The following is a 21,011-nucleotide window of genomic DNA, read 5'->3' as shown; positions in this document are numbered from 1 at the left end:
TTTTAGCTAAAGATTTTTGCCACAAAATCAAAGAATTTGAAATAGGACAAATCGTTATAAACAGCCATAAGCATCAACCCACCGACAATAAAGACACCGATCATTGCGCTGGCGTTCATAATTTGCTCCGATGGCGGCTTTCCGCGCAAGGCCTCGATACCGTAAAACACCAAATGTCCCCCATCCAGCAACGGAATGGGAAAAAGGTTAATAAGTCCCAGATTGATCGATAACAGGGCGATTAGACCGACAATAGCCGGCAAATCTATCTGAGCCGCCTGGCCGGACAATTGAGCGATGCGTAAAGGTCCACCCAATTCCTTAGGACTGCGGATTCCAGCGATGATCTGACCAAGCGCGCGTAAAGTGGCAACCGATAAATTATAAGTTTCTATAACCGCATATTTGACGGCCGGAAACAAATCGCGTTTTTCATATTCCAATTTGGTGCTCATCACACCCAGTTGCGGCAATTGATGCACATTGCCAAACCGGTCGGTAATTTCCCGAATTTGCGGCTTGATGTTGATTTCAACATTTTTTCCATCGCGCTCAATCAACAAATGCATTGGCAATCCAGCGCCAATTTGCACGGTGCGCTGAATGTCTTCGAACCGATCAATCGTTGTTCCATCAATTGCCAATACTTTATCGCCAGCTTTGATGCCAGCGTCCAAGGCGGCGCTTTTTTCAGCAACCGATTCAATAATCGGCGCGGTATAAGGCTGGCCCCATGCCATATACATTCCAGCCAATAAAATAATGGCAAAAATGAAATTGACCGCTGGCCCGGCAAACACAATCGCGGCACGCTCGCCAACGGATTGGTTTGGAAACGCAAAAGGCCTATCCGATTCCGGAATTTTTTCCATCGATGCGCGGGATGACGCCGCATCCATATCGCCCAACATTTTTACATATCCACCCAATGGGATCAGGCTGAATTTCCAACGTGTGCCGTCGCGCGCGGTACGGCCAAACAATTCAGGGCCAAAACCGATGGAAAAAGTTTCCACCTTTACTTTGCACCAGCGGGCGACTTGATAATGGCCCCATTCATGGACAAACACCAAAACCGTCAACACGATCAGAAATGGAATCATATAATTCCAAATAATATCCAGGTGCGACATCCAATATTCTAACATTGATCTTCCTTATGCTTAGTTTCAGGCGTTTTAGGCTGTGGCCAGGCTTGCCGTCGATTTGGGTTGCCAGGATTTCGATTGTTCGCGAACCCAAGCATCGAACTCTATCATATGATGTAGATCGGTTGGGTTTTGCGACCATTGCGGTTTGGCAGTGGCCAATTCTAGCATATCTGCCACCAAAGAGAAAATATTAATAAAATCAATATCTTGGGATAAAAACCGATCGACCGCGACTTCATTGGCCGCATTTAAGGTCAACGGCGCCATGCCTTTCTGTGCCAAAGCCGCACGGCATAGGTTCAAAGACGGAAAACGTCCATGGTCTGGCGGCAAGAAATTCAACCGCGATAATTTAGCCAAATCCAACTTGGCATGCGGAAATTCCATGCGGTTGGGATAAAACAGCGCATAAGAAATTGGAATGCGCATATCGGGCGGACCCATCTGCGCCAAGGTTGAACCATCTTGATAGGAAACCAACGAGTGTATGACGCCTTCGGGATGTATGACTACATCAATTTTCTCAGATGGCAGGGCGAATAAATAATGCGCCTCTATAACTTCGAGACCTTTGTTAAACAAAGTAGCGGAATCGACCGATATTTTCTTGCCCATGCGCCAAACGGGATGGGCAATGGCTTGTGCCGGTTTGATCGCGCGCAATTGTTCGGATGTGAACCCTAAAAATGGTCCGCCCGAAGCGGTCAACGTAATCTTATCGATAGCAGCGCGATTATTGTCCTCGATCAATTGGAAAATGGCGCTGTGTTCGGAATCAGTTGGAATTATCTCGCAATTATTCTTGGCTGCTTCGTTCAAAAACAAATCGCCAGCGCACACCAGACATTCCTTGCTGACGAATGCAAGACGTTTTGCAGCCTTTAGCGCGGCAAAAGTCGGCGCAAGCCCCGCAAATCCAACAATACCCGCAACACAAACATCAACAGCGCGCGAAGCGGCCGCCAATACGGCATCCGGCCCTGCTTCCACGAGAATTCCTAACGGCTTTAGTTCTTGTTCTAATTTGGCTTTATTCGCCGCATAAGCGCTGACAACCAATTTGGGATGTAACTGTTTGGCCTGTGCGATCAACAATTCGATATTATTGCCAGCAACCAACGCTTCGATCTGAAAGCGTCCTGGATTGGCCAGCAGTACGTCGACGGTTTGCTGCCCCACAGATCCAGTCGATCCAAGGATCGTGATTGTTTTAAAAGAGGATGGGAATATCATGCAGCGATACCACCAAAGCCCCTAAATAGGCCGGTAAAGTTAAAACCAAACTGTCGGTGCGATCCAACAATCCGCCATGGCCTGGAATAATTTTTCCAGAATCTTTTACGCCGAAAATTCGTTTGAATTTCGATTCCAATAAATCGCTTACTTGCGACAGTAACGCCAGCGCGCCGCCAAAAAATCCGATCAGCGCGGTCAGTTCGTTGGGTAGAAAATCCAAATACCCAAAATGCTGCATGGCGATGGAAAATACCGCGGCGCTGATAATACCGACCACAAATCCCGACCAGGTTTTTCCAGGGCTGATCGATGGCGCCAATTTTGGTCCGCCAATGGTTCGCCCACCGACATAAGCCATGGTATCGGTTACCACCACCAGCAATAGCGGATACAAAATCACATCGAAACCGAATTCGCGCAATATGTATAACGCCACAATCGGCGCGATCACCCAAACAATGCCCAGCGCGCACCACCATAACCGGCCCAATGCCGCCGTGCGCGGCGAGATAATCGAATACCATTCATAGGCCATAATGAAAGCGGCAAAAGCCAACAAAACATACAGCGCCAAACCGCCTAAATATAAAATATAAAGAACGATGGGAAATAAGATAATCGCGGATAAAAGGCGGGTAAAAAAGTTTTTATCGAACAATTTACCCATGCCGCACCTGCCCGAATCTACGGTCGCGTCCATGGAAATTTTCAATCGCGGCAACCAAATGCTCTTCGGCGAAATCCGGCCACAATACGTCTAAAAATTCAAATTCGGCATAGGCCGATTGCCACAACAAGAAATTACTAAGACGTTTTTCGCCGGAGGTGCGAATAATCAAATCTGGATCCGGCAATTCTGCAGTATCGAGATATTGCGCGAATGATTCATCATCCAAATCCCAAGGCACCACCGGATTGGCCGTGCCTCCGCGGGGATGATCGGTCATTTTATCCAGCGCCATGGCCTGAAACGACTGAAATAAAATCCGCGAAATAGCACGCAGAATTTCCTGGCGTCCGCCATAATTCAAAGCGATGGTTAAATTCAATTTATTGTTCGCTGCCGTCAGACCTTCAGCCTGTTCCATCATTTGAATAATATCTTGCGAAAATTTACGGCGATCGCCGATGAAACGTAAACGCACGCCCTGTTGATGCAGGTGCGCGGTTTCGGCCTGTAAATAGCGTTTCAATAAACCCATCAATTCACCGACTTCTTCGGCCGGGCGCGACCAGTTTTCGGACGAAAAACCAAACATGGTCAAATATGGAATATTATGCTTGATCGCGGCCTCGACTGTGTGGCGAACCGCCTCTGCCCCGCGCACATGGCCTGCGGTTCTCGGCAAACCGCGCGCCTTGGCCCAGCGGCCATTGCCGTCCATAATAATGGCGATATGTTTTAGTGGTTGAGTCATTTTTAATGGGTTCTGGGTATTGGGTACCGGGTTTGAGGAGTTGCATAGCCCTATACCCAAACCCCAACCCCCTAATTTCACACTTGCATAATTTCTTTTTCTTTGCTGGCCAGCATCTCGTCAATTTTTTTGACGTGATCATCGGTCAGTTTCTGAATTTCTTTTTCCAAACGCGCCAAATCATCTTGGCTGATCTTTTTGTCTTTTTCTTGTTTCTTCGCCGATTCCATGCCATCGCGGCGGACGTTACGCACGGCAATACGCGCGGATTCCGCGTATTTACCGCCAAGCTTGGTCAATTCCTGACGGCGTTCTTGGGTTAAATCCGGCAAGCGCAAACGGATCGTGTTGCCTTCGCTGGATGGATTCAAACCTAAATTCGCTTCGGTGATCGCTTTTTCAACCGCGCCCACCAGACCTTGATCCCAAACTTGTACGGTGATCAAGCGCGGTTCCGGCGTATTCACGTTGCCCACCTGCGATATTGGCATGCGGCTGCCATAAGCATCGACCACCACCGGATCCAGCAATTGCGGACTGGCGCGGCCAGTGCGCAAACCGCCCAATTCCTTGCGGTAAGTTTCGATCGCACTATCCATGCGTTTTTTCATATCATCGACGACTGCATTCATGGTGAACCTCGCTTATCTTTCTTCGATCAATGTGAATTTGCCTTTGCCTTGCAACACTTCGCCCATGGCGCCATGCGTTTCGAGGTTAAAGACAATAATAGGAATTTTGTTTTCGCGGGACAAAGAAATCGCCGCCGCATCCATCACTTTTAAATCTTTGCTGAGCACTTCCAGATACGTCAATTTGTCGAATCGCGTTGCCTTGGAATCTTTTTTCGGATCAGCGGAATAAACGCCGTCAACCTTGGTCGCTTTCAACAACACATTGCAATTCATTTCCGATGCGCGTAACGCAGCGGCGGTATCGGTTGTGAAAAACGGATTGCCGGTGCCGGCCGCGAAAATTACCACGCGGCCTTTTTCCAAATGACGTTCGGCGCGCAGGCGAATATAAGGTTCGCAAACGGACGGCATGGCAATCGCCGATTGCACGCGCGTGGTCGTTCCCATTTTTTCCAAGGCGTCTTGCAAAGCAAGGGCGTTGATCACCGTCGCCAGCATGCCCATATAATCGGCCGAGGCGCGTTCCATCCCCGCGCTGGCGCCGGAAATGCCGCGGAAAATATTGCCGCCACCCACCACCATGCATATTTGCGCGCCCATTTTGTGAATTTCGGTAATTTCCGCCGCGATACGCTGTACCACCGCTGGGTCCAAGCCATAATCTCCGCCACCCATCAAAGCTTCGCCCGATAATTTCAGCAATACGCGTTTATATTGAATTTTGGTTTTTAGTTTCACGGCAACATCCGGCATAGTTACTTCCCCATTTATAGGCATTTGTTTTTACAGGATTTTTCCGGCAAAATAAAGGCCAAAACCTGAAATGCATGAACACAGGGATAAATTACAATCTTGATCTTATCACGATACGCCATTAGAAAGTTTCCTAATTAAATACAATACTTGAGGGTGAATTAGTGAGCTTTATAACATTACCAACAAACCAACGAATCACCGTTTGCGGCGTCGACGAACTTCCAGACAGAATCGCTGCATGTTCTTCGCCACCTGCTGTTTTATCGATCGAACATCCAGAGGCGCAAGAAGGCAAAGGTAAAGCCCCCGATCTTACCGGCCGGGTTTATGCGCAGAATGTTCAGGTGTATTTCGATATAACCCAACCGCTTAAACCTCTCTCGCCAACAGTTGCTATGGTTGCACAAGGTTTAAGTTTTTTACGCGCACATCCTCATCAAGACTTAATTGTACATTGTCAACATGGGATGGCGCGCAGCACGGCGATGGTTGCTCTCTTTATGGCCGGTATTTACGGCGATGGACATGAAAATCAAATCATAGAAGCATTATTGGGCATCCGTCCTATCGCGGCGCCAAACCCCCTTATGATTTTGAAAAGCAGAAAGCTTGTTCTGGCCAAGGCATTAGTCAACCATCCCACCATATTTGCAAATATGGAAACAGCGCACCAACACAGGCTTGCCTGGCTTGCCAGGAATCCAAAAATGGTTGAACAACATTTTGCGGGACGCCAACTCAGACCGTTGCACGCGCATCTGCGGAAATTATTTTCCAGATAATACCAATAAAAAACCCCGCCGAAGCGGGGTTTTTCAATACTCAAAACGCTTAGGCGGTTTTTGCCATCCTCCTGCGCCAAGGCTTCGGAGGACGGGCCATAAACCATCAAACAGCTACGCCGTTTTTGCCATCCTCCTACGCCAAGGCTTCGGAGGACGGGCCATAAACCATCAAACAGCTACGCCGTTTTTGCCATCGCGGCGACTTCGGCGGCAAAGTCTTTGACTTCTTTTTCTACGCCCTCGCCCAAGGCAAAGCGCAGATAGCCGCTGATCGAAACCGGCGAGCCAACGTCTTTGGCGGCGTTCGCCAAAACCTGGCTGATTTTGGTTTCGTTGTCGATGACGAAAATCTGCTCCAGCAAGCAAACTTCTTCGTAATATTTACGCAAACGGCCTTCGACCATTTTGCCGATAATATCGGCTGGCTTGCCGGATGCTGCGGCTTGTTCGCTGAACACCGCTTTTTCGCGGGCAACTAATGCCGGATCCAATTTATCCGACGATAAGGCCAATGGATTTGCGGCCGCGATGTGCATCGCGATTTGTTTGCCGACCGATTCCAATTTCGCTTTGTCGCCTTTGGATTCCAGCGCAACCAACACGCCGATTTTGCCCAATTGCGGGGCAATCGCGCCGTGCATATAGCTGCAAACGATGCCATCCGTCGCAGACAAAGCGGCCGCGCGGCGGAAATTCATATTTTCGCCGATGGTTGCGATTTGATGGGTAATTTCATCCGCAACGGTGCGCGAAGTGCCTGGGCAGCTTGCCGCGTTGATATCGGCCAAAACGCCTTTTTTGGCAATCGCGACAGCGGTAATATTGCGTACCATGTTTTGGAACTGCTCGTTACGCGCAACGAAATCGGTTTCCGCGTTGACTTCGACCAACGCGCCGGTATTGCCGGATGTGGCAACGCCAACCAAACCATCAGCCGCAGCGCGGCCGGATTTTTTCTGTGCGGTCGCGATGCCTTTTTTGCGCAACCAATCGATGGCTTCATCGATATTGCCTTTGGTTTCAACCAAGGCTTTTTTGCATTCGCCCATTGGCGCGCCGGTCTTTTCGCGCAACTCGCTGACCATTTTTGCTGTAATTTCTGTCATTCTGTCCTCTAAGGGGTTTGGGGTTTGGGTTCTGGGGTTTGGGATAACGGACTCGGGGCAAAATCCCCTAAACCCAATACCCAATACCCAAAACCCTTGTTTTCACTTTTAGGCGCTGACGGCAACCGGTTGATCGTTTGCGGCATCCGCATCCGGCTTCACATCGCGGCCTTTGTTGCCACGATCGACTTCGGCGGCAAGACCATCAAGCACCGCTTGGCCGAACAATTCGCAATACAAATTGATCGCGCGCATCGCGTCGTCGTTGCCAGGAACCATGAAATTGATGCCATCTGGATTGCAATTGGTATCAACGATCGCAACCACTGGAATATTCAAACGGCGCGCTTCGGCAATCGCGATTTCTTCTTTGTTGGTGTCGATCACGAACAAGATGTCCGGCAAACCGCCCATGGTTTTAATACCGCCCAAGGCTTTTTCCAGTTTTTCATATTCGCGTTGCAAACCCAAAATTTCGCGCTTGGTCAAACCGGCCGCTTCGGGTTTTGCCAATTTTTCTTCAAGTTCTTTTAAATATTTGATCGATTGCGATACGGTTTTCCAGTTGGTCAACATGCCGCCTAACCAGCGGTGATTGACATAAAACTGGCCGCAACGTTTGGCAACTTCGGCAACCGGTTCTTGCGCGGTGCGTTTGGTGCCAACGAACAATACGCGGCCGCCGCCGGCAACGGTGTCACGCACGGCTTTCAACGCCGCGTGCAACATCGGCACGGTTTTTTCCAAGTTGATAACGTGCACGTTGTTGCGTTCGCCGAAAATATATTCTTTCATTTTCGGATTCCAACGGCGGGTGTGGTGACCAAAGTGAACGCCAGCTTCTAACAACTGGCGCATGGTGAAATCATTATAAGCCATAGATTTACTCTCTTCTGTTTGTCAAAAACAGAAAGCGGCATTTCATTCCGAATGGGAATTAAGGGCAACTTACTGTTTCTTCCGGTTAAACCTCCGCAAGGGCAAGTAACTGGGCCAATCCCAATCACCGGAAGCGAAGCCAGTCACAGACCGGCACGCCATCCTTGCGTGTGAATTTAGTGAGGTGTTTATAATAAAATTAGCCCACGAAAGCAAGTCTTTTTATTACTCAAATTCCGCTTGCCAACCCCCTAAAACATGACTATTTTCCGTATTCTTAAAAGAAATACAGGAGGTTTTATGTCCAAACTAATTCTATCCATCCCCAAAGAAACCCAAGAAGACGAAACCCGCGTTGCTTTAACTCCGAAACATGTTCGCGGTTTGACGGGATTGTTCAAAGAAATTCGCGTACAAGATGGCGCGGGGAGCAGAGCCGGTTTCACAAACGGAGATTTCAGACGTGCGGGAGCAAGGATTGTTAGTAAGCTGGGAAGATTATTGGGTGGCACCGATATTGTTTTACAAGTAAAACGCCCCGACCCGCGCATGGAAAAAGAACATGTTAAGCTTTATCCAGAAAAGGCGGCGGTAGTCGGATTCTTAGATCCTCAGGTAGTAAACACTGCCCATTTAGGCGCTTATGCCAAATTTGGCGTTACTGGTTTCAGTTTTGAATTAATGCCGCAAACTTTGCAAACACAGGCGATGCATGCCACTGCCGCAATGAGCCGCGTAACTGGTGAAGTCGTAATCGCGGAGGCCGCTGGACATTTTGGTGATTTAAAAGGCAAAAATGTTTTGGTGATTGGCTTGGGCAATGCCGGATTGGCCGCCGTCAAACATGCAAAAAGTCTTGGGGCCAACGTTAATGCATTAAGCACATCCACCACCCACAAAGCCGAACTTGAAACATTGGGCATTACATTCGAATTACTGCAAGATGAACGCGGTAAAACTATATCAGCCGCCGATGCCTTGAATTTACAACGCAACCGCATTGCCGAATTCTTAGCAACCCAAGTCCAAGATGTAATTGTTTGCGCTGCGCGCCGTGTTGATCCGCAAACAACGCCCTTGTTAATTACCGAAGATATGCAAACCGAGATAATCCCGGGAACCTTGGTATATGATTTAACCAAAAGTTCTGGTGTTGGGAATTTTGAAGGCGGAGAATATGGCGAAGATTCCACCATCGGAAATGGTATCTTGTTCCGTAGTAAAAAAGGTTATCCGAAGGCTGTTCCAGAGGTTGCCAGCCCCTTGTATGCTGCCTGCGCATCCAAATTCTTACGCGCATTACTGGCATGGAAACCAGCAAAAGAACGCACTGAAGCTATATTGAAAACTTGCGTAACCGCAGGCGGTTTGATTAATCCGGTTTGCACCGGACGCGTCCCGGCAAACCAATTTAATACTGCCGCGTTGCTGACATTGCACGAATTACGCGAACGCGCGCGGGCATAGAGATATGACTGTCCTGGGTCTTGCACTCAGTACTGCCAATGTGCCGCCAATGTCAATTCCGGCATTGCCCTATAATGTTGAAAAAGGGACAGGGCAACTTGGCAGTCTTACAGGTACTGTGTTGGTTGAACCTGGCCTTGGTTCGGGAATAGATATTGCCGACCGGGATTATACAGCAAGCGGTGCAATATTAACGCCGCGCCGCGCATTGTTAGGTTTTAGCGATATCGTGATTAGCACCCAGGAAATTCCCGTTGCTGAATTAAGTCTATTGCCCGATGGAGCGACTGTTATTCAAATCTTTCCGGCCAAAACCCCGGATTATTACCGGCAAGCACCGGCGGGGGTAACTTTTTTCTGTCAAAGACAATTGCCACGGAATGATACGACACGCGCCTTTCACCCCTATACCATCGAGGAAAGAGCAAGAGCGACCGCAATCATTAAAATCATTTCTGATAGAATCAAGCAATCCAAAAAAAATCCGCATGATTGCCGTATGCTTTATATCGGCAATGACCCCAGTCATTATCAAGCCATGTTCCAGTTAACCGAATTAGGATTTAATGTTGAAATAATTCGAGAGGAAAAGAAAAACACGGTCAATCCTCGTGAACTGAAAGAACTTCTTAAACAACAATTGACCGATGGGTCCGGCGAAGTTTATGACGCGATAGTGTTGCTCAACGATTCTACTGGCCGAACAGCAGCGGAAATAATTGCCGGGAATTGCGCGCCAAAATTGCGATATGCGCATGCGATTAATTTAACCTCAACCGCCATTCCAATACAAAATACAGCCCGCGGCGCGGCTTTAACGTGCGATGCTTTAAAGAATATCAGTGTTGAGCGTCCTGGTTTTGTCACCAGCCAAATCGCAACGGGATTGCAGCGATGGTTAAATGGCGTAAAATCTTTCGGGCCAGGCAGCTTGTGTGATTCTTTTCCCGAAACTTGCATTGCGCACAAAGGAATCGTTGCAACCCAAGGACAAGTTCATCCCCATGGGTTATTGGCCATGCGCCGCTTGCGCGACCGGCTGAATAATAAATAACTAGACCTCCGCCGCCTACCCTATTATTTCCTCGTAATTTTATTACATCTCCTATCCATATTTTTTCTTATTTGTGCTCTTGCATCTCAGAATTATTTTCTATATTACTAAAAATCATTTTTATAGAAGATACACTATGGTGAAAATTTGTAGCGGATCGAATCTATAAATTTATTTGTTATCAACTTTTCAGGAGGTTTATATGGCACGGCAAAATGGTTGGGGTTCTCACAATTGGGGCAGAAGAGACACTGATCCAGTAGCATCCACAAAACCCATAAGGCCAATTAAGTATGCCATCGTAGAATCACGGGGCATGAGCGGGGATTCAGTACAATGGGTCAAAGTGGATCGGGTAACTTTTAATTCTATTCATGGAAGAACCAAGAAAAACAAAGGCGGCACAGCAGAAGAAAGCGCCAGCTATGCTTTTGGAAAAGTATGCGGAAGAAATCCAGATGGATATGCCTCTAATGTTGGCATCGGCCATATTGATAATACTGGCAGAATATTCCAAGTCACACAGTGCCTTCGTCAAGTAGATCTTATGGCTTTTAAGCAAGGATTTGATAGTGTACGTGGCACACGGTAGTATTTTTCAATAACACAAATAAAAGCCGGAGAATTTAACCTTCTCCGGTTTTTTATTAGACCTCTTCCACCCGCACACCGGCGATGGCCGAAATATCGGCCGCCGCCGGACCGACGGGAATTGGGTATCCCGGCAAATCGATTTCGATTTCATGCAATGGCAAATGCAAAAATAGTTTCAATTGCTTGCCAGAACGACCGCCCTTGCCATTCAAAGATTGTTTGTAAGAATTTAAATTCTGCGCCAACGGCTCGATGGCTTCGGGCATACTGACTATAATATTCATATTGCCTTTATGTTCCGCCGCGACCGACGCCAAATCCCGCACCGATTGCGCGGTCATGCGCGATGTTTCGCCATCCATCTGATAATCCGCCGTCAGCAACAATGGCTTGCCGGATTCAAGCAATTCGCGCGACGACGATAGGATCTCGCTGAAAAATGTCAATTCAAACGATCCCGACGCGTCGGTGAATTCAACAAACGCGTATTTATTGCCCTTGGCCGACCTGCGTTCTTTTTTCGACAGCATCACGCCAGCCAGCGTCAATTTGCCAGTGCGTTTTTCCATAACTTTAGTTGGAATTTCCAATGCCGAGGTCACATGCAAGCGGCGCAGCAGCGCGGTATAAGAATCCAGCGGATGCGCGGTTAAATAATATCCAATCGCTGAAAATTCTTTTTGCAACCGTTCCAGCATGTTCCAGTTCGGCGATTTTTGCAGTTTGAATTTGTCTTCGGCCCCGCCGCCCCCGGCAAATAAATTATTTTGGTTGCTTTCTTGTTCGGCGCGATTGGCCTGGGCCTGGCGCAATATCGCCTCTAAATTCAGGGATAATTCCGCGCGGTTTGCATGCAAAGAATCAAACGCGCCTGCATTGATCAAAGATTCCAATTGGCGTTTGTTCAAAATGCGCGAATCCATCCTGCGGATGAAATCGTCGAGATTTTTATACTCGCCCTTATCCGCCCGTTCGGCGCACAACGCCTTCATCGCCTCTAACCCAACGCCTTTTAACGCCGCCAGTGCATATCGCACCGCGCCATTTTCCACCGCGAATTTAGGCATGGATTTATTGATATCCGGCGACAGCAATTCAATTTTAAGGCGTTTTAATTCTTCGCGGAATTCCGACAATTTGTCGGTATCTCCCATTTCCAGCGTCATTTGCGCGGCCATGAATTGCGCCGGGAAATTCGCCTTTAAATAGGCTGTCTGATAAGAAATTAACGCATAGGCGGCGGCGTGCGATTTGTTAAAACCATACCCGGCGAATTTATCCACGAGATCAAAAATATGATTGGCGTAGTCGGGCTTCAATCCGTTGGTGTTGACCGCGCCGGCCACGAAACTTTCGCGCTGCGCATCCATCTCCGCCTGGATTTTTTTGCCCATCGCGCGGCGCAGCAAATCGGCATTGCCCAGCGTATAGCCGGATAGAATTTGCGCGATTTGCATAACCTGTTCCTGGTAAACGATAACGCCATAGGTTTCACGCAAAATCGTTTCCAGTTTTGGATGCAGGTAATCCGGCTTTTCGATGCCTTGCTTACAGGCGATGAATTTCGGAATATTGTCCATCGGACCCGGACGATACAGCGCCACGATAGCGGTGATATCCTCGAACCGGTCGGGTTTCAGTTTTTTCAAAACCTCGCGCATGCCGGAACTTTCCAGCTGGAACACGCCGGTCGCCTCGCCCTGCCCCAACATATCGTAAGTTTTGCGGTCATCCAACGGGATCGTGTCGATATTGATATCGATGCCTTGTTGTTTTAACAATGCGACAGTGCTTTGAATGACAGTCAGGGTTTTCAAACCCAAAAAGTCGAATTTTACCAGACCCGCCTTTTCGACGTATTTCATCGAAAATTGCGTCACCGGAATGTCGGACCGCGGATCGCGGTACATCGGTACCAATTGTTGCAATGGCCGGTCGCCGATCACAACGCCCGCCGCATGGGTGGATGCGTGACGATATAGACCCTCTAATTTCAGCGCGATTTTGATCAGACGGGAAACAGCCTCGTCATCCTTGATCATTTGCTGGATCAACGGTTCGCCATCCACCGCCTGTTGCAAGGTCACTGGCGCGGCGGGATTATTCGGAATCATTTTACAGATTTTATCGACATGGCCATAGGCCATCGCCAGCACGCGGCCAACGTCGCGTACCACCGCACGGGCCTGCAATTTACCAAAGGTGATGATTTGCGCGACTTTGTCGTTGCCATAACGTGTTTGCACATACCGGATCACTTCGTCGCGGCGGTCTTGGCAAAAATCGATATCGAAGTCGGGCATCGATACCCGTTCCGGATTCAGAAATCGCTCGAACAGCAAGCCCCAGCGCAAGGGATCTAAATCCGTAATCGTTAACGCCCAGGCTACCACCGATCCGGCGCCGGAACCCCTGCCAGGACCTACCGGAATTCCATTCGCCTTGGACCATTGAATAAAATCGGCAACGATCAGAAAATATCCCGCGAAACCCATTTTAACAATAACATCCAGCTCGAATTCCAGCCGGTCTTGATATGGTTTCAGGGCATCGCCGGCAATATTGGCGGATTGCATCCGCACGGTAAGGCCTTCGCGCGCTTTGCGGCGTAAAATGTCCGACTCTTCCTCGTCATTTTCGCCTTCGAAATGCGGCAATAACGGATTGCGGCCTTTTAAAATAAAGCTACAACGTTTGGCGATATGGATGGTGTTATCGCAGGCTTCCGGCAAGTCGGCAAACATAGCGCGCATTTCAGCGGCCGATTTAAAATAATGATCCGGTGTTACTTTGCGCCGGTCCGGATCGCCGACCACTTTGCCTTCGGCGATACATAACAATGCATCATGCGCTTCGTACATGTCAGGGGTTGCGAAATAACATTCATTGGTCGCAACCAATGGAATATTCAACTGATAGGCCAAATTGATCAGCGCGGTTTCGCAGGAATTTTCTTCCGCTAAATTATGCCGCTGAATTTCAATATAAAACCGGTTGCCGAAGGCATTTAAAATCGTCCTGCAGAACTCAATCGCTTTGTCCGGTTGATTGGCGCGGATATGGCGCGCCGGCGCGCCCTTCGCCCCGCCGGAAAGGCAAATCAATCCGGCATTATGGCTTAAAATTTGATCGATGGTGATATGCGCCGCTTTGCCAGCGGCTACTTGTTCGTATGCCAGCGCTTGCAACGCCAATAAATTCATATAACCGGCTTCATTTTGCGCGATCAGCACGATTTGATCGTATTCGACGAGGCCAAATTGCTTGCCGCCTTTTTCCTCCCGCGCCAGGGAAAACTGGCTGCCAAAAATCGGCTGTACGCCGGCCTTGACCGCGGCATCGGCAAATTCGATCGCGCCGAACAGATTATTGGTATCGGCAATCGCCACCGCCGGCATATTTTGTTTTTTGCAAAGTTCCGCCAAATAATCGATCTTCAACGCGCCTTCGGATAACGAATACGCGGTGTGATTGCGAAGATGGATAAACCCTTTATTATCTGCCTCTGCCATAAGTTTAAATTAGCGTTTTTTGGCAAAAAAAGAAAAATAAACTTATCGCAAAATCGCCTTGTTATATCAATATTGCCAAGAATTTTATTGAAAAGTGGGGATAAAGTTTTATACTCACTCTAATGAATCAAATCATCTCTTCATATTTGGAAAAGATCGTCCGACGACGATAACGGATTGGAAGTTAATTTTCTTATTTTTCCAATTTCCACTGAAGAGGTATTTTCATGTATTTCAACGCCTTTACGCAGGGTTTCACCCTGCTTTTAACGCTTATTGTCGCGATCGGACCACAAAATCTGTTTGTTTTAAAACATGGGATTACCAAGCGGCATGTCGGTTTTACCAGTATGGTCACAGGATTGTGCGACAGTGTGGTGCTAGCCATTGGTGGGCTTGGCGCCGGATATATTTTCGCCAGCCATGAATGGCTAAAAACCGCGATTTTATGGGCGGGAATAGTATTTTTATATACCTATAGCCTACGTTGTTTTTACAAAGCCTGGCGGCCGGGTGAAATTCGCGTCGATTTAAGCGCGCCAGCGGAAAATGAAAAACGCTGGCCGATTTTCTTGGCCGCCGCTGGATTTACGTTCTTAAATCCGCAAGCCTTGCTGGATCTATTCGTTATTATTGGCGGCGTTGCCGCGCAATATCCCTTGCCGGAACGTTACATTTTTGTATTGGGCAGTATCGCGGGCAGCAATCTATGGTTCTTATGCCTGGGTTATGCTGGAAAAATCATGTCCAAACTGTTTGTCAGCCGCCGTGCGTGGCAGATTTTGGATATGCTGATTGGCCTGACTATGCTGGCGCTTGCGAGTAAACTTTTAATGATGGAGCTTCCATAAGTTCTACGCGGCCTTGGCGAATCGTGTAAATCCGGTCCATTTTCTTGGCCAGATCCAGATTATGCGTGACGATCAACGCCGCCATATTGCCGTTCTGCACAAAGCCACGCATCATATCGAACACCAGATCGCCGGTGGCGATATCCAAATTGCCAGTCGGTTCGTCCGCCAGCAGAATTTTTGGATCATTGGCCAGCGCACGCAAAATAGCAACGCGCTGTTGCTCGCCGCCCGACAATTGCATCGGCCGGTGCGCGGCGCGCGCGCCAAGCCCCACCCGGTCCAATAAAATAGCGGCACGTTGTTTAGCCATAGGCGAAGATATTCCCGCAATCATTTGCGGCAGCATAATATTTTCAATCGCGCTGAATTCCGGCAGCAAATGATGGAATTGATAAACGAACCCGATTTTCTCGGCGCGCATCGCCGACCGCTTGCGGTCCGATAAATTCGCGCAAGAAGCATTATCGATCATAATCTCGCCACTGGTCGGGGATTCCAACAATCCGGCGATATGCAGCAAGGTCGATTTACCCGTGCCACTTGGCGCCACCAGCGCAACCATTTCCCCGCGTTTCACATGCAAACTGGCGCCACGCAGAATTTCAAGGCTTTGATCGCCTTGGCGGTAGGAATGATGAATGTCGATGAGTTTCAGCATAAAAAGGGTTTTGGGGTTTGGGGTTTGGGGTTTGGGATTTCGCCAACGAGCACCGGGGGAAAGAAAAATTTTTCCCTGAACCCAATACCCAGTACCCAATACCCATTATTCATATCGCAACGCCTCGACCGGGTCCAATCGCGCCGCGCGCCAGGATGGATAAAGCGTGGCAAGAATCGACAATCCTAGCGACATTGCGGTTACCGATATCACTTCGGACCAATCGATTTCGGCCGGCAATTTCGATAAGAAATAAATTTCTTCGTTAAACAGGTTAGTGCCCGACAGGCTTTCGAAAAACTGGCGGATCGATTCGATATTATCGGCAAAGGCAATACCCAGAATCAGGCCGCAAATCGTGCCGACAACACCGATACTGACGCCGGATAAAAAGAAAATCCGCATAATCGACATGCGGCTGGCGCCCATGGTGCGCAGCACCGCAATCGACGATCCTTTGTCCTTTACCAGCATCACCAGGCCGGAAATAATGTTAAACGCGGCAACGACGATAATTAAAGTTAAAATCAAAAACATGACATTGCGTTCGACTTCGATCGCGTTGAAGAACGAGGCATGGGCGCGTTGCCAATCGGTCATTTGCGCATCATCCGGCAGAATCGGGAATATTGCCGTCTTAACAGGATTTAAATTGAACGGATCGTTGGTGGTAATTTCAATCGCGCTGACGCCGATGCCATAACCGAAAAAATCCTGCGCGTTTTTCAGCGACAGATACACTAACCCATTATCGAATTCATACATGCCGATATTGAATATCGCCACTACCGTAAAGCTTTGCAGTTTTGGCATGGTGCCGAATACGGTCACTTGCCCCTTTGGAGACAGCAAGCTGATTTTGTCGTCTATTTTAATACCCAGTCGCCGCGCCAGTTTTTGGCCGATCATGATCGTGCCTTCGGCCTCTAAATCCGCGATATTGCCTTGGGTCGAATGGCTGAAAATCGGGCGGGTTAGAAAATCGGCCGGATCATCGCCGCGCACCATAATTCCCTGGCTTTTGCCGCGGAACGATAACATCGCCTGGCCTTCCACGACTGGATAGGCGGAATCGACATGATCCATGGTCTGAATTTGTTTCAGCAACTTTTCATAATCTTGCAGCGGCGCGGTGCCCTGATCGGTTTGATGATAGATAGAAATATGGGGATTGAGGCCGAGAATTTTGGAATATAATTCCTGGCGGAATCCATTCATCACCGCCATCACGACGATTAACGTCGCAACGCCCAGCATGATGCCAAGAAAAGAAAACCCGGTGATGACCGACACAAACCGGTCCGACCGGCTGGGCCGTAAATAACGAAATGCGATAAGGCGTTCAAAGGCTGGGAACATAGCAAGAGTCTAAAGCCAAGATACCAGGCTGTAAAGAATATTAAGCCATCCCTTATTCAAAAGAATAGCTGATTTTGGTATTGCCTTTTTTGCCTTTAATTTTGGCAACTGTTACGGGACCCAATTCCGATAGGGATTTTACATGCGTGCCGCCGCACGGAACCGGTGGGAAATCGCCGATTTGCACCGCGCGCAGCGGTTTATCTTTGGGCAGATTGGCAGGCACATGCGGACACATTTGCCGCAATTCATCGAACGATAAGATCATTGATGTTACCGGCATATTGTCGTTGATGCATTTGGCGAGCTGCTCGTTAATCCTGGCAATCGCATTTTCATCAGATGGCGGTTCTACATTGGCGCATTCCACATGCGGGTCATCGGCAAAATGATAGCCTTTGGTGGCGATGATTCGCGGAAATAAGGATTCGGCTACATGTGCGACCAAATGCCCCGCCGTGTGTCCGCGGCAATTGCGGCGGCGTAGCAACTCATTCACCCGAATTTCAACCTTGGTTCCTGTTGGCGGCAATTGATTTCTATCGAAGTAATGCCGCACATGTCCGTCTACAAATCCCACAAATTTAACGGCCGCGATATTACCATCCCAAATCAATTCGCCTTGGTCGGCGGGCTGGCCACCTCCTTGGGGGTATAAGACGGTTTGATCCAGAGTCACATACGTACCGCGCTCATCTTCGCCGGTCTCGGTCACCGTGCCGGCTCCAGAAAAAATATAAGAATCTTCAAGGTATAATAATTGGGTCATAGGGCATTATATGGGAAGGCATTTTACCATCCGCAAGAGCATCCCCAAAAATAATTGGTTAATTTTTAAACCAATTTCGCCAAGGCTTGTTCCGGCAAGATTTCCTGGCGCTGGCCGGTGCGGCGGTTTTTCAATTCCACCATGCCCGATCCCACGCTGCGCGGGCCGACAATGACTTGCCATGGCAGTCCGATCAGATCCATATCCGCCAATTTCGATCCGGCGCGTTCATCGCGGTCATCGTATAAATATTCGATATTGGCCGATTCAAACAAAGCGGCCAATTTATTCGCCATCGCATCGCACGCCGCATCGCCCTGTTTCAAATTCAACAAGCCGACTTTGAACGGAGCGACCGATTCCGGCCAGATAATCCCGTCTTTGTCGTGGCTGGCTTCGATAATCGCCGCCACCAGGCGCGATACGCCAATACCATACGATCCCATTTCCAGAACCACGGGTTTGCCGTTCGGGCCATCGACGATAGCCTTCATGGGCAGGGAATATTTGGTGCCGAAATAAAATATATGGCCGACTTCGATGCCGCGCGATTTGATCAAATCGGCCGGCGTTACGGGACAATTGCCCGGATCATGTTTTTCATCCGTCGCGGCATACAGCGATGTCCAGCTTTCCACCTGGGCGCTTAAATCCGCATCGTAATTGACACCGCTGGTCAATGGATCTTTATCCAGCAGTTTCTTATCGAGGAAAACTTCGGATTCGCCGGTTTCGGCAAGAATAATGAATTCGTGGCTTAAATCGCCGCCAATTGGGCCGGTTGCCGCGCGCATCGGAATCGCCTTCATGCCCAACCGCGCGAAGGTGCGCAGGTACGAGATAAACATTTTATTGTACGAATGGCGCGCGGATGCGTAATCCAGATCGAACGAATAAGAATCCTTCATCAAAAATTCGCGGCCGCGCATTAAACCGAAACGCGGACGAACTTCGTCGCGGAATTTCCATTGGATGTGATACAGAATTTTTCCGGCGTTTTTGTATGTTTTAACCAGATCGCGGAAAATTTCGGTCAATTGTTCTTCGTTGGTTGGACCGTACAGCATTTCGCGATCATGCCGGTCGGTGATGCGCAACATTTCCGCACCATAGGCTTCATACCGGCCGGATTGTTTCCACAAATCGGCGGATTGAATCGTCGGCATCAACATTTCAATCGCGCCGGCAGCGTCTTGTTCCTCGCGCACGATTTGTTCGATTTTTTTCAAAACACGGAAACCCAGCGGCAGCCAGGAATAAATTCCGGCGCTGGCTTGTTTGATCATCCCGGCGCGCAGCATATAACGATGGCTGACAATCTGTGCCTCGGACGGGGTTTCTTTTAAGGTGGGCAGAAAATATTGAGATAGACGCATGAAATAACCTTGTGATTACAAGCTTTTAGTTATTTCATAAAAACCGGTAATTGTCCAGTGTAACGCTATCTTCCTCTACCCAAGGCTTGCACCACAGGGCGGCGCAGGAACCGGGATAACTCCCCTAATGTTTCAGGGGTTATTGTACGAATTTTTGAAGCATCCGGTATTGCTAAGTGCCTAATTTTCTCCTGCGGGGGTGGGGGAAAATGCGCTACGTTATATCGCCGCCCCTCCCCTATGCAAAATCTAGCAATTTCAGCGCCTGCCTCTTCGGGAGTACCTAATGTCGCAACCACATCCCAGGTTTTCTGATTCATGGTACCCATGCGAATCATAGTCTCAGACTGTTTTCTGGTATGCCTATGAACGCCGGAAGCGCGTGGATCATAAAGCCAAACTTCTTTTTTATTGAAAGTGGGATCTTTAATATTGGCATAGACCATCGCCTGCCACCAAACACTGAGAGCACGCATACTATGATCCAACGGAACAACGATATCCGCCATTTCCAAAAGCGCATGATCTAATACGTGCGCATTTGCTACCATTTTTGTGCTGCCGGAATCATGGATTAATCTAGCTCTATTACCATTTCCTTCACCTTGCAATCCCAGAGTTCTAATTCCTAAAGCCCGGCAATGATATACAATATCCCTTGTCAATTTAGTGTTCTCATTAACATAAAGGACTCGAACCCCTGGAGCATTTGCTTTTAATTGCTCTAACAATCCGCGAATATTCATTTTTTCTATCAATTCGTGGCGTCTTTTACGTTTAGCCGGATCTTTTTTATCAATAGGACGGCCTGTAACCAATGCTACTGTGGGTGTTTCTAGCGACTGTTTTAAATTGTTAACCCAGGATCTGTTTTCTCGGTTACCATTTTCCAAGTGCACAATATGTCCTGCCGATGCGCCCACATAATCCGGATAATATCGGCACATATCACGCAATATTTTTCTTGGTGTTCGCATCAAGCGTTCGTGCACAGCAACCGCGGCATTTTCACCATTACCACCTTGAATGATACGATTACAAAAACCTTCTGGCAGATATCCCAAAGCTTCGGATTCACTTAGGTGCCTCATCGTTGAGTTATAAAAGCCATGCCGATTGACCAAAGACAAAACAGTCCGTGGATGCATTTCGCCATAAACCATCGCTTCGATAATTTGTGTCAATTCGTCCAGTGTTCCAGGCCCAGCGCGATTGCAATGATGTGCTAACGCCAAAGAAAATCCGGCCTTGCGAATTGGAAAGCCGCCTTCTTCGGCGACGTAAACCATTTCCGGACCTGGATAAACGCCTTCAAAATTAATGATATAAGGAGTGGTAATAACCCACATTTTACCGCCCAGCGTTTGAAACGATTCGCATGCCAAATGCATCATACTGTCGA

General features: G+C 48.5%; 19 protein-coding genes. 5 read left to right on the top strand and 14 right to left on the bottom strand.

Annotation, left to right across the window (positions count from 1 at the left end):
• Nucleotides 1-2 precede the first annotated feature (2 nt).
• From rseP to EYC62_08210, 6 genes are all read right to left on the bottom strand, one after another.
• Nucleotides 3-1,133: an RIP metalloprotease RseP gene (gene rseP, locus EYC62_08235; protein TAH32844.1), complete on the bottom strand. Its 1,131-nt coding sequence runs from the start codon at nucleotides 1,131-1,133 to the stop codon at nucleotides 3-5.
• A 45-nt stretch (nucleotides 1,134-1,178) separates the two neighbouring features.
• The gene (locus EYC62_08230; GenBank protein ID TAH32716.1) at nucleotides 1,179-2,384 is read right to left on the bottom strand and encodes a 1-deoxy-D-xylulose-5-phosphate reductoisomerase; all 1,206 of its coding nucleotides are present in this window, start codon (nucleotides 2,382-2,384) and stop codon (nucleotides 1,179-1,181) included.
• On the bottom strand, nucleotides 2,362-3,054 hold the full coding sequence (locus EYC62_08225; GenBank protein TAH32715.1) for a phosphatidate cytidylyltransferase: 693 nt from the start codon (nucleotides 3,052-3,054) through the stop codon (nucleotides 2,362-2,364). The genes EYC62_08230 and EYC62_08225 overlap by 23 nt, the downstream gene beginning before the upstream one ends.
• Nucleotides 3,047-3,805 carry a di-trans,poly-cis-decaprenylcistransferase gene (uppS, locus tag EYC62_08220; protein TAH32714.1) on the bottom strand — a complete coding sequence of 253 codons (759 nt, stop codon included), beginning with the start codon at nucleotides 3,803-3,805 and terminating at the stop codon, nucleotides 3,047-3,049. Before uppS ends, EYC62_08225 begins: the two co-directional genes overlap by 8 nt.
• 77 nt (nucleotides 3,806-3,882) lie before the next feature.
• Complete coding sequence (locus EYC62_08215; protein ID TAH32713.1) at nucleotides 3,883-4,437, bottom strand: ribosome recycling factor; 555 nt, start codon at nucleotides 4,435-4,437, stop codon at nucleotides 3,883-3,885.
• A 12-nt stretch (nucleotides 4,438-4,449) separates the two neighbouring features.
• On the bottom strand, nucleotides 4,450-5,193 hold the full coding sequence (locus EYC62_08210; protein ID TAH32712.1) for a UMP kinase: 744 nt from the start codon (nucleotides 5,191-5,193) through the stop codon (nucleotides 4,450-4,452).
• 164 nt (nucleotides 5,194-5,357) lie between these two features.
• On the opposite strand from EYC62_08210, the gene EYC62_08205 reads away from it, so the two are divergent.
• On the top strand, nucleotides 5,358-5,978 hold the full coding sequence (locus EYC62_08205; protein TAH32711.1) for a hypothetical protein: 621 nt from the start codon (nucleotides 5,358-5,360) through the stop codon (nucleotides 5,976-5,978).
• A gap of 179 nt (nucleotides 5,979-6,157) precedes the next feature.
• On the opposite strand, the gene EYC62_08200 is transcribed toward EYC62_08205, so the two are convergent.
• Nucleotides 6,158-7,087 (bottom strand): elongation factor Ts, encoded by a 930-nt coding sequence (locus EYC62_08200; GenBank protein TAH32710.1) that lies wholly within the window; start codon nucleotides 7,085-7,087, stop codon nucleotides 6,158-6,160.
• 108 nt (nucleotides 7,088-7,195) lie between these two features.
• A complete protein-coding gene (rpsB, locus tag EYC62_08195) occupies nucleotides 7,196-7,966 on the bottom strand; it encodes a 30S ribosomal protein S2 (protein TAH32709.1) in 771 nt (256 codons plus the stop codon).
• A gap of 258 nt (nucleotides 7,967-8,224) precedes the next feature.
• Between rpsB and EYC62_08190 the strand changes: the two genes are divergently transcribed.
• The 3 genes from EYC62_08190 to EYC62_08180 all read left to right on the top strand — a co-directional run bounded on the left by EYC62_08190 (nucleotide 8,225) and on the right by EYC62_08180 (nucleotide 11,079).
• Nucleotides 8,225-9,433 carry a hypothetical protein gene (locus tag EYC62_08190; GenBank protein TAH32708.1) on the top strand — a complete coding sequence of 403 codons (1,209 nt, stop codon included), beginning with the start codon at nucleotides 8,225-8,227 and terminating at the stop codon, nucleotides 9,431-9,433.
• A 4-nt stretch (nucleotides 9,434-9,437) separates the two neighbouring features.
• The gene (locus EYC62_08185; GenBank protein TAH32707.1) at nucleotides 9,438-10,487 is read left to right on the top strand and encodes a hypothetical protein; all 1,050 of its coding nucleotides are present in this window, start codon (nucleotides 9,438-9,440) and stop codon (nucleotides 10,485-10,487) included.
• A 316-nt stretch (nucleotides 10,488-10,803) separates the two neighbouring features.
• A complete protein-coding gene (locus EYC62_08180; GenBank protein ID TAH32706.1) occupies nucleotides 10,804-11,079 on the top strand; it encodes a hypothetical protein in 276 nt (91 codons plus the stop codon).
• Nucleotides 11,080-11,134: 55 nt separating this feature from the next.
• On the opposite strand, the gene EYC62_08175 is transcribed toward EYC62_08180, so the two are convergent.
• Nucleotides 11,135-14,593: a DNA polymerase III subunit alpha gene (locus tag EYC62_08175; protein ID TAH32705.1), complete on the bottom strand. Its 3,459-nt coding sequence runs from the start codon at nucleotides 14,591-14,593 to the stop codon at nucleotides 11,135-11,137.
• 227 nt (nucleotides 14,594-14,820) lie between these two features.
• Between EYC62_08175 and EYC62_08170 the strand changes: the two genes are divergently transcribed.
• Entirely contained in the window at nucleotides 14,821-15,444 is a 624-nt protein-coding gene (locus tag EYC62_08170; protein ID TAH32704.1) for an amino acid transporter, read from the top strand.
• On the opposite strand, the gene EYC62_08165 is transcribed toward EYC62_08170, so the two are convergent.
• From EYC62_08165 to EYC62_08145, 5 genes are all read right to left on the bottom strand, one after another.
• Nucleotides 15,398-16,105 (bottom strand): ABC transporter ATP-binding protein, encoded by a 708-nt coding sequence (locus EYC62_08165; protein TAH32703.1) that lies wholly within the window; start codon nucleotides 16,103-16,105, stop codon nucleotides 15,398-15,400. The two genes, EYC62_08170 and EYC62_08165, sit on opposite strands and share 47 nt — an antisense overlap.
• A gap of 105 nt (nucleotides 16,106-16,210) precedes the next feature.
• Complete coding sequence (locus EYC62_08160) at nucleotides 16,211-17,464, bottom strand: lipoprotein-releasing ABC transporter permease subunit (GenBank protein TAH32702.1); 1,254 nt, start codon at nucleotides 17,462-17,464, stop codon at nucleotides 16,211-16,213.
• Nucleotides 17,465-17,516: 52 nt separating this feature from the next.
• A complete protein-coding gene (locus tag EYC62_08155; GenBank protein TAH32701.1) occupies nucleotides 17,517-18,233 on the bottom strand; it encodes an alanyl-tRNA editing protein in 717 nt (238 codons plus the stop codon).
• Nucleotides 18,234-18,298: 65 nt separating this feature from the next.
• Complete coding sequence (locus tag EYC62_08150) at nucleotides 18,299-19,609, bottom strand: proline--tRNA ligase (GenBank protein TAH32700.1); 1,311 nt, start codon at nucleotides 19,607-19,609, stop codon at nucleotides 18,299-18,301.
• Between the two features lie 65 nt (nucleotides 19,610-19,674).
• Entirely contained in the window at nucleotides 19,675-21,003 is a 1,329-nt protein-coding gene (locus tag EYC62_08145) for a hypothetical protein (protein ID TAH32699.1), read from the bottom strand.
• Between the last annotated feature and the right edge of the window lie 8 nt (nucleotides 21,004-21,011).

The organism is Alphaproteobacteria bacterium (genome assembly GCA_004295055.1).
In the GTDB taxonomy this organism is placed as follows: Bacteria; Pseudomonadota; Alphaproteobacteria; order SHNJ01; family SHNJ01; genus SHNJ01.
This window is presented reverse-complemented; position numbering and strand designations above follow the sequence as displayed.